The 8,101-nt window shown below is 68.1% G+C and carries 9 protein-coding genes; 5 read left to right on the plus strand and 4 right to left on the minus strand.

What is annotated here, in order from left to right; all coding sequences use genetic code 11:
- Positions 1–63 precede the first annotated feature (63 nt).
- Complete coding sequence (locus UK23_RS32400; protein WP_231114785.1) at positions 64–726, minus strand: response regulator; 663 nt, start codon at positions 724–726, stop codon at positions 64–66.
- Positions 714–1,925: a sensor histidine kinase gene (locus UK23_RS32405; RefSeq protein ID WP_045315520.1), complete on the minus strand. Its 1,212-nt coding sequence runs from the start codon at positions 1,923–1,925 to the stop codon at positions 714–716. The genes UK23_RS32400 and UK23_RS32405 overlap by 13 nt, the downstream gene beginning before the upstream one ends.
- A 176-nt stretch (positions 1,926–2,101) precedes the next feature.
- Here UK23_RS32405 and UK23_RS32410 point away from each other — a divergent pair, with 176 nt between their 5' ends.
- Positions 2,102–2,488 (plus strand): hypothetical protein, encoded by a 387-nt coding sequence (locus UK23_RS32410; RefSeq protein ID WP_052685255.1) that lies wholly within the window; start codon positions 2,102–2,104, stop codon positions 2,486–2,488.
- On the opposite strand, the gene UK23_RS32415 is transcribed toward UK23_RS32410, so the two are convergent.
- The gene (locus UK23_RS32415; RefSeq protein WP_045315514.1) at positions 2,465–3,259 is read right to left on the minus strand and encodes a helix-turn-helix domain-containing GNAT family N-acetyltransferase; all 795 of its coding nucleotides are present in this window, start codon (positions 3,257–3,259) and stop codon (positions 2,465–2,467) included. The genes UK23_RS32410 and UK23_RS32415 overlap by 24 nt on opposite strands.
- A 32-nt stretch (positions 3,260–3,291) precedes the next feature.
- Positions 3,292–4,734 carry a neutral zinc metallopeptidase gene (locus tag UK23_RS32420; protein ID WP_045315515.1) on the minus strand — a complete coding sequence of 481 codons (1,443 nt, stop codon included), beginning with the start codon at positions 4,732–4,734 and terminating at the stop codon, positions 3,292–3,294.
- 182 nt (positions 4,735–4,916) lie between these two features.
- On the opposite strand from UK23_RS32420, the gene UK23_RS32425 reads away from it, so the two are divergent.
- The 4 genes from UK23_RS32425 to UK23_RS32440 all read left to right on the plus strand — a co-directional run bounded on the left by UK23_RS32425 (position 4,917) and on the right by UK23_RS32440 (position 7,966).
- Entirely contained in the window at positions 4,917–5,510 is a 594-nt protein-coding gene (locus UK23_RS32425; RefSeq protein ID WP_045315516.1) for a DUF6230 family protein, read from the plus strand.
- Positions 5,501–5,944, plus strand: coding sequence for a DUF6114 domain-containing protein (locus UK23_RS32430; protein ID WP_045315517.1), 444 nt, complete (start codon positions 5,501–5,503; stop codon positions 5,942–5,944). Before UK23_RS32425 ends, UK23_RS32430 begins: the two co-directional genes overlap by 10 nt.
- A gap of 242 nt (positions 5,945–6,186) precedes the next feature.
- A complete protein-coding gene (locus UK23_RS32435; RefSeq protein WP_045315518.1) occupies positions 6,187–6,666 on the plus strand; it encodes a hypothetical protein in 480 nt (159 codons plus the stop codon).
- A gap of 100 nt (positions 6,667–6,766) precedes the next feature.
- Complete coding sequence (locus UK23_RS32440; RefSeq protein ID WP_045315519.1) at positions 6,767–7,966, plus strand: cytochrome P450; 1,200 nt, start codon at positions 6,767–6,769, stop codon at positions 7,964–7,966.
- The last annotated feature ends 135 nt before the right edge of the window (positions 7,967–8,101 follow it).

Here is an 8,101-nt window from a genome sequence, read left to right on the forward strand (position 1 = left end):
ACGAACCTCGTTTCAAGCGTGCCTCGGCTTCGCCTTTGGGGCGCCTCGCCTTCGGCTTTGGCGTTATCGGGTGCCCACTCCTAGGTGGTGCAGTACGGCCAGTACTCGGCGGTGGTCTGCGTCTGCTTTTGGGAGATCCAGTTTGGCGAGAATGCTGTTGATGTGTTTGGCGACTGCGCTTTCGCTGACGACCAGTTGGGTGGCTATGCCTGCGTTGGAGCGGCCCTCAGCCATCAGGGTCAGCACTTCTCGTTCGCGTGTGGTCAGGCGGTCCAATGGGGGGCTTGGGCGGCGGACCAGGAGTTGGGCGACTACTTGGGGGTCCAGGGCGGTGCCGCCGTTGGCCACTCGGCGGAGGGCTTCGATGAATTCCTCGACGTCGGCCACGCGTTGTTTTAGCAGGTAGCCGACGCCGCTGGTGTTGGTGGCCAGGAGGTCGGTGGCGTAGCGCTCCTCGACGTACTGGGAGAGGAGGAGCAGGGCCGTTGACGGGTGGGTGGTGCGGATCGTCAGGGCGGCGCGGACGCCTTCGTCTGTGAAGGCCGGTGGCATTCGGACGTCGATCACGGCCAGGTCGGGGTGGTGTTGCTCCACTGCGGTCAGCAGTTCTTGGGCGTTGGAGGCTTCTGCGGCTACTTCGAAGCCTGCCAGTTCTACGATTTTGACCAGGCCCACGCGCAGCAGCACGGAGTCCTCGGCGATCACCGCACGCTTCAGTTCTGGCACGGCAGCTCCACGCTCATCGTGGTCGGGCCCCCCACGGGACTGCTCAGTCGGAATGTTCCGTCTACCGACCGCACGCGTTGGGCGAGGCCCGTTAGGCCGCTGCCTCGGAGAGGGGTGGCGCCGCCTGGGCCGTCGTCCGCGATCGTCAGGCGGAGTATCTCGCCCAGCAGGGTTGCGGTCACGTCGGCACGGGTTGCGTCGTGGGCGTGCTTGGCGATGTTCGTGAGGGCTTCGGACACGACGAAGTAGGCGACTGCTTCTACGGGTGGGGCTGGTCGTCGGGGGAGGTCCACCTTCAGGCGTACTGGGAGTGGGGCGCGGGCGGCGAGGCCGGACAGAGCCGCGTCCAGGCCCAGTTCGTCCAGTACGGACGGGTGCAGGCCGCGTACCAGGTTGTTCAGGTCCTCGATCGCTTCCTTGGCTTCGCGGTGGGCTGTGTTGATCACCTCGCGGGCCTCGGGCGGGAGGTTGGTCAGGGTGGCTTTGGCCAGGCCCAGGTTCAGGGCTAGGGAGACCAGGCGTTGTTGTGCGCCGTCGTGCAGGTCTCGTTCGATGCGCCGGCGTTCGGCGTCTGCGGCGTCCACGGCGCCTGCGCGGCTCTCGGTCAGGTCCTCTACTCGGCGGGCCAGGTCGGCTTCCCGGTTGTGGCCCAGCAGGGGTGGGATCACCTGGCACTCCAGGCGCACGAGGGCGGTGGAGGCGCTGGGCACGGCGGCCAGTACCAGCAGGCCCGCCACGGTCAGGTAGGCGGCTTGGGTCGTGTCGAGGTGGTCGATCCGCCATTGCCAGGGCAGTGCGTAGATCCACACCGATGACAGGGTTGCGGTCACTCCGGCCAGGAGCAGGGCCGTCACCAGGGCTTCCAGCGTGCCGAACAGGGCGCCGGCCAGGCAGTGGTAGCCGAACTGGCGGGCCGGTTGCCGCCAGCCTGGGTGGGGGATGTCGATGCCGAGGAGTTGTCGGAAGCGCCAGCGGTGGGCGAGGGTTAGGGCCGGTACGCAGAGAACTGTCAGCGCCACCAAGAAGCCCAGGATGATCGGTGCGTTCGCGTCGGCCCCTTCGATGATCTCCCAGATGCTGCCGAAGATCATGAACAGCAGGAAGCCCGTCAGCAGGTGCAGTGGCGCCCCCAGCGCGAGGAAGGCCGTGTCGCGGGGGAAGCGGGTCAACGCTCGCCGCAGCCGGGGAGGGATCTTCATGATGCGACCGTAGGTGCTGGTCGGGCGGGCTGCCATGAAGGTGGCCGCAGCATTGGGGTGTACCTGGTGCCACCCCCAAGTCGGATAGCAGAGCTACAGATTTCGGCGCGGGGAGATCGGAGGGTTGATCACGAGCTCGACAGCCGGGTTCGTGATCACCGGAAGAGACCTCTGACATGGCCTTCATCGCCTTTGGACCCTCTGCTTTCGCTGAGATCGGCAACGCCGGCCGGTGGCGTGGGCACGTGCTCACGGGTGCGGGGCTGTGTTTGTTGCCCTGGCTGGGTTATCTCGCGGGCACGTTGCCGCCTGCCGAGGCCGTGGGCTGGGTCGTCCTCGACGCGCTGGAGGCCGCCGCGCTGCTGACGGCAGGGAGCCGGTTGTCGCGTGGAGATGGTCGTCATCGGGCGCCTGCGGTCGCTGCGGCGGTGCTGCTGCTCGCCGATGCCTGCATCGACGTCGCCACCTCCGCCGGGCCGGAACTCGCTGTCGCTGTCGTGCTGGCGGTGGCTGTGGAACTTCCTCTGGCCGCCCTGTGTCTACGCGCGGCGGCGTTCCAATAGGACGGTGTCTTGCCATTCGCCGTGGTGCTGGGCGATTCGTTCGCGTACGCCCACGGTTCGGAAGCCTGCTCGGTGGTGCAGGGCGATGCTCGCGCGGTTCTCGGGGAAGATCACGGCCTGCAGGGTCCACAGGCCGTCGGCGTCCGCGGCGGAGACTTGGTGGTGCAGCAGGGTTTTGCCCACGCCTCGGCCCTGGTGGGAGTCGCTGACGTAGATCGAGGTCTCGGCCACTCCGGAGTAGCACTCGCGGGCGGAGACCGGGGTGGCGGCGGCCCAACCGGCCACGGAGCCGTCCACGACGGCGATCCAGCGGTGGTCCGGGAGCCACTTGGATTCGAGGGTGCGGCGGGTGGGGACGTCGGTTTCGAACGTGGCGTTGCCGGTGGCTATGCCCTCGCCGTAGATGCGACGGACGTCCGGCCAGTCCGCAGCCGTCATCGGGCGCACGACCACGCCCGACACCGGGGTGACCGTGCCGGTGGTGAGGGCGCCCATCACCGCGTCGGCGGCGTGGGGGAGACCGGTGCAGCAGGCCGGGTTGACGGTCACGAGGGTGGTGGTGCCCTCGCGCTGGACGTGGACGAAGCCGACCTCGGCCAGTTTGCGGACGTGGTGCGAGCAGGTGGACTGGCTCACGCCGAGCAACGAGGTGAGTTCGCCGACGGTCACCGCGCCAGGGGCCGAGGCCACGTGGTGGAGCAGGCGGACGCGGGTCGGGTCGGACAGGGTCGAGAACCACGAGGCGTAGGTCGCGGCTTCATCGGTCAGCACGCATCAAGTATCGACGAGCGTCGATTGAAGAATCAAACCGAATACTTCTTCACGCAGTAGCCGGAGCCCCGGTAGAAGCCGTCGCCGAAGGCTTCCACGCGGGCGAAACCGGAGGGGACGGCTTTGCCGTTCACGTCGGCCGCGATCAGGCTGTCGTCGGCCAGGAGCTCGGCCACGGCCTCGTCCAGGTCTCCGGGCGAGAGCTTGAGGCCCGCTGCGGCGTCCGGGCGGTTGGCGAGGCCTGCCCAGGCCCCCGTCAGGCAGGCGGTGCGCTGGCCCGCGGCGTCGTCGTCGAGCTTGAAGCCCGTCGCGTGCTGGATCGACAACGAGAAACGGGAGGCGATCACGGCGAACGCCGCGAAGTCACCGATGCCGCCCTTGGTGCCCTTCTTCGGGGGCGTGCCGATCTTCACCAGCGAAGGCAGGTCGAGCTGGACCTGGTTCAGGGACGGGCAGTAGGTGGCGGGCGAGGTGGTCTGGGCGTCGGGGCACGGCTTGATGCCCGACTTGTCCCAGGCCGGGAAAGCGGCGCCGCTCGTCTTGTAGGCGTCGCGGAGCGACTCCTCGAGTGCCTTGAGGTACTTGTCCTGGTTGATCTGGGCGTTGCCGCGGCCCTGGCCCTGGTCCTTGTCCGAGAGGTCGAACGGGCGCTCGGTGATGCGCTTGTTGATCTCGGCCTCGTTCATCTCCGCGCACCTCGTCGCCCCACGCGTGAAGCCGAACTGGAACGAGGAGACGCGGTCGAACGCGCTGCCGTGGGCGCCCTGCTTCTCGAACGACGTGCCGGCGGCGTCGCGGATGAAGAACATCGTCTGCAGCACCTGGTTGAGGCCCTCGCCGGTGCTGAGCTCGAAGTGCTTCGACTTGTTCTCGGCGATCCAGCGCATGAAGACGCCGGTGTAGCAGTCGGCCTGCTGCTCCTTGACGATCGACGGGGTGTTGGCGCCGATGTTGGAGGCGGGGCCGAGCTTGTACTGGACGGCGTGGCCCATCTCGTGGGCCAGCACGGTCACGACGGCCATCGGGCCGAAGGAGTCCTTGAGCATCGGCAGGAGTTCGCCGCGGTCCCAGGTGATGCTGTCGTCGAGAGCGCAGTAGAACGCGTTGGCCACGCCCGCGGTGTCGAGCTTGCAGACCTGGACGCCCTTGCCGCCGGAGTCGTACGAGATCAGGCGCTTGACCGGCTCGAACGTCTTCCCGGCGAACGAGGCCGGGATCTCGGCCTTCCAGAACTCCTGGACGTCGGCGAGCGTGTTGATCGCCAGGCGGTCCATCTCACCGCCGTCGCCGTTCTCGACGCTCAGGTCCGCGTCCGGTACGCCCTGCTTCGGGCCGGACGGGCCGTTGGAGATCTCCAGGCCCGCGACCTTCGTGGGGTCGGGGCGCTCGCCCTTCGGCTGGCCCTCGACCACGGAGGCGCAGGCGGTCAGCGCTGCGGTCGCGGCCAGTGCGACGGCGATTCGTCCGATCCCCATGAGGCCGAACCCTACTAAGCGTGGTTCACACGTGTGTCGCAAGGACCAGGTCTCAAACGTGAAACGGTCTCACCCCCAGGGGTGATTTCAAGACTGCGCGGACTCGTTTTCGTTGTCCTGCCGATGTTTCCCGGCGCACAGTCCAGCCCTGCAAGCCTTCGGTGTGGAAGGAGTTTGGCGGTATGGGTAGAACGCGCTGGGCACGGTTCGTCGGGGTGCTCGGTATCGGTGCCGTGGGTGCTGGTGTCCTCCTCTTCGGCATGTCCCAGGGAGCTCTGGCGGCCTCGTTCGCGGTGTCCGGCACGAGCTTCAAGGTGGGCGCGGAGAACTTGACGGGCAAGGGCTTCGTCCAGTTCGGCGGTGTGGACGCGGGCGCGAACGGGCAGGTGCACGTCGTCGCGGTCAGCGGCTTCAAGACCGCGACGCTCGACAAGTTCTGCCAGTCGGTGTACGTGCCCGGCATGCCGATCGTCGGTGACGTGACGATGCGCATCACCGCGGCTGACGTGGGTGGTATGTCCGCGGACAACCTGGTCGTCGGTCTGACCGACCTCAACGGTGACCTGGTGCTCGGCAACCCCGACATCGGCGTCGACGCGAGCAAGGTGACCAAGGGACCGGACGGCCTGCGGGGCCTGCCGGGTTCGTTCGGTCTGCAGGCTGACTCGGCGAACATCGCGAACCTGCAGCAGACGGCCTGGTCCACGACGGCTCAGACCATCAGGTTCAAGGGTATGAACCTGACCATCCGCCAGGGGAAGCAAGAGTGCTTCTGAGGTTCTGGCGCGGCTTCACCGCGTGGCGACGTGGCCGGCCCTTCTGGGCCGGCCTGTTCGTGGCCATTGGCGCGCTGATCATCCTGTTCCCGCCGTACGCCGGCCTGAAGCTCGGCGACATGGTCATCTCGATCCAGACGCTCGGTGGCGTGTCCGCGCTGCTGATCGGCTCGTTGCTGATCCTTTGCGCGGTGTCGTTGTGGGTGGCGCCCAAGTTCCGGCTGGCGTCGGGCATCGTCACGGTGCTGCTGTCGCTGGTCGCGATCGTCGTGACCAACCTCGGCGGCTTCATCTTCGGCACCCTCTTCAGCCTGCTCGGGGGCGCGCTCGCCGTGGCGTGGACGAACGAGCCCAAGAAGCCGAAGAAGGCCAAGAAGGCCCAGGAGAAGGCAGAGAACGGCACCGAGCCCACCCAGAGGGTCCAACCCACATGATGCGAACACAGCCGATGGCCGCGGTCGCCATGATCGCGATCCTGGCGCTGCAACCGCCGTCGAGCACAGAGCCGCCGCCCGATCCGAGCAGCAGCTCACCGGTTCCGACGACCAGTTCGGAGCCACCACCTGCGTCAAGCAGCAGTGCCACTCCACCGCCGGCGTCGTCGTCCGTGCCGACTCTTCCGCCCAGCACGGAGCCGCCTTCGTCGTCGGCACCCCCGCCACCGGCCCCTGCCCCGGTGGCGGAGGGAGGGCGTTCGTGGACGCTCACGGCGTCCCGGCTCGACCTCAACTTCCTGAACTTCGTCGGGGTCGTCGACACGGTGCTGAACGGTCAGGCCGTCAAGGTCCTGAAGTTCACGACCAGTGACATGAAGATCAAGGACCTGGTGCAGACGGCCGAGGTGCAGCCGGGGATCAAGCTCATCACCGCGGCACGTGCCGGCAGCACCTCCACGGTGAACCTGAATCCGGTGCCCGGCTCGCCGAAGCCGCCGCTCATCGAGCTGTACACGCTGCAGCTCAAGGGCAACCTGGACATCCTCGGGATCAAGATCCCGGTCAACTACACGGCCGCGAGCCCGCCGCCCCTGAACGTGCCGTTCGTGTCGTTCACCGACGTCACGGTGCGCAACACCGACCTCAAGGGCGGCAACCTCACGATTCCGGGCGCGCGGATCTCCGTCGTGTACGACCAGGCACCGGTCGAACGGCGCTGACCGAACGTCACGACGGCGCCACCTGATCGGCCCAGCTGTGCGTACCGGTGTCCGTGTTATCTGTTGTCGCGGACACCGGGACCACGGGACGGAGCGCACGGTGGGGGAAAGTCTCAAGGATCGGATCCGCGGGTTCGACCACCACGACCAGGCTGTCGTGCCGACGATCCACGAGCTGCTCGCGGAACTGCGCAGCGGCTGCCCGGTCGCCCGCAGCGAGGCCTACGACGGCTTCTACGTGGTGTCCAAGCAGGACGACATCGTGACCGTCGCCAAGGACGGCGAGACCTTCAGCGCGGCCGTGCAGGGGTTGGGTGCGGTGGCGATGGTGCCGGACGCCGAGTCCACCCGCGCGCCGCTGTTCGAGTCCGACCCTCCGGTGCACTCCGGCTGGCGCGACGTCCTCCAGCGCTTCTTCACGCCACCGGCCGTGCGAGCACACGAGCCGTTCATCCGGCAGGTCACCGATCAGGTCGTCGACGAGGTGGCGCCGCGCGGCCGGTGCGAGGTGGTCGGTGAGCTCGCCGCACGCATCCCGTCGCTGGTGATCGCCGAGGTCATGGGTGTGCCGCGAGAACGTCAGCACGAGCTCGCCGCGTTGGCCCGCGACCTGGTGGCACCGACGTCCGTGGAGGACGCGCATCGTGCCGGTGCCGGCCTGGTCGAGTTCCTGCGCAACGAGATCGCGGAGCGCCGCGACCGCCCGGACCAGACCGGCGACGTGCTGTCCGCAGTGGTTCACGCCGAGGTGGACGGGCGAACCGCGACCGACGCCGAACTGCTCAAGTACGCGTTCCTGATGGTCAGCGCCGGCTTTCTCACCACCGTCGACACCATCTCCAGCCTGATGCTGCAGCTCGCCGGGGATCCCGCGACCCGGCGCCAGGTCACCGCCGACCGGACGCTCGTGCCGAGGCTGATCGAGGAGATCGTGCGCCACGAGTCCGCGGTGGCCGCGACCGGACGCACCGTGCTCGCCGAGACCACGCTGGGCGGCGTCGACCTGCGCCCCGGCGATCGGCTGCTGCTGGCGTGGGGCTCGGGGACGCGCGACGAGCAGTACGTCGACGACCCCGCGGACTTCCGGCTCGACCGGCAGCAACGGGGACGCGACCTCGGCTGGGGCTCCGGCGTGCACCGGTGCCTGGGCATGCACCTGGCCCGCCTGGAGCTCGGCATCGTGTTCGACAAGATCCTGACCGCGATCCCCGAGTTCGAGGTCGAACCCGGCACCGAGCCCGAACGCACCTACGGCGTCCTGCGCGGGGTGCGCCACCTACACCTGAAGTGGAACGTCTAGCGGGTGGCCATGGCGTCTGCAAGTACCACCAACCCAAGATCATCCAGCACTTTCCTACCGCCAACCGCCCCCGCCCCCGCCGCCGGCGACGGCCGGTCCCGGGCGGTCGGGTTCGGGGGCGGTTGGGTGTAGTTA

It is taken from the genome of Lentzea aerocolonigenes (assembly GCF_000955955.1).
In the GTDB taxonomy this organism is placed as follows: Bacteria; Actinomycetota; Actinomycetes; order Mycobacteriales; family Pseudonocardiaceae; genus Lentzea; species Lentzea aerocolonigenes_A.

Bases quoted from the DNA above. Each gene is read 5' to 3' on its own strand.
- UK23_RS32410 (WP_052685255.1), top strand. From the start codon at position 2,102: ATGGCCTTCATCGCCTTTGGACCCTCTGCTTTCGCTGAGATCGGCAAC.
- UK23_RS32425 (WP_045315516.1), top strand. From the start codon at position 4,917: ATGGGTAGAACGCGCTGGGCACGGTTCGTCGGGGTGCTCGGTATCGGT.
- UK23_RS32405 (WP_045315520.1), bottom strand. From the start codon at position 1,925: ATGAAGATCCCTCCCCGGCTGCGGCGAGCGTTGACCCGCTTCCCCCGC.
- UK23_RS32420 (WP_045315515.1), bottom strand. From the start codon at position 4,734: ATGGGGATCGGACGAATCGCCGTCGCACTGGCCGCGACCGCAGCGCTG.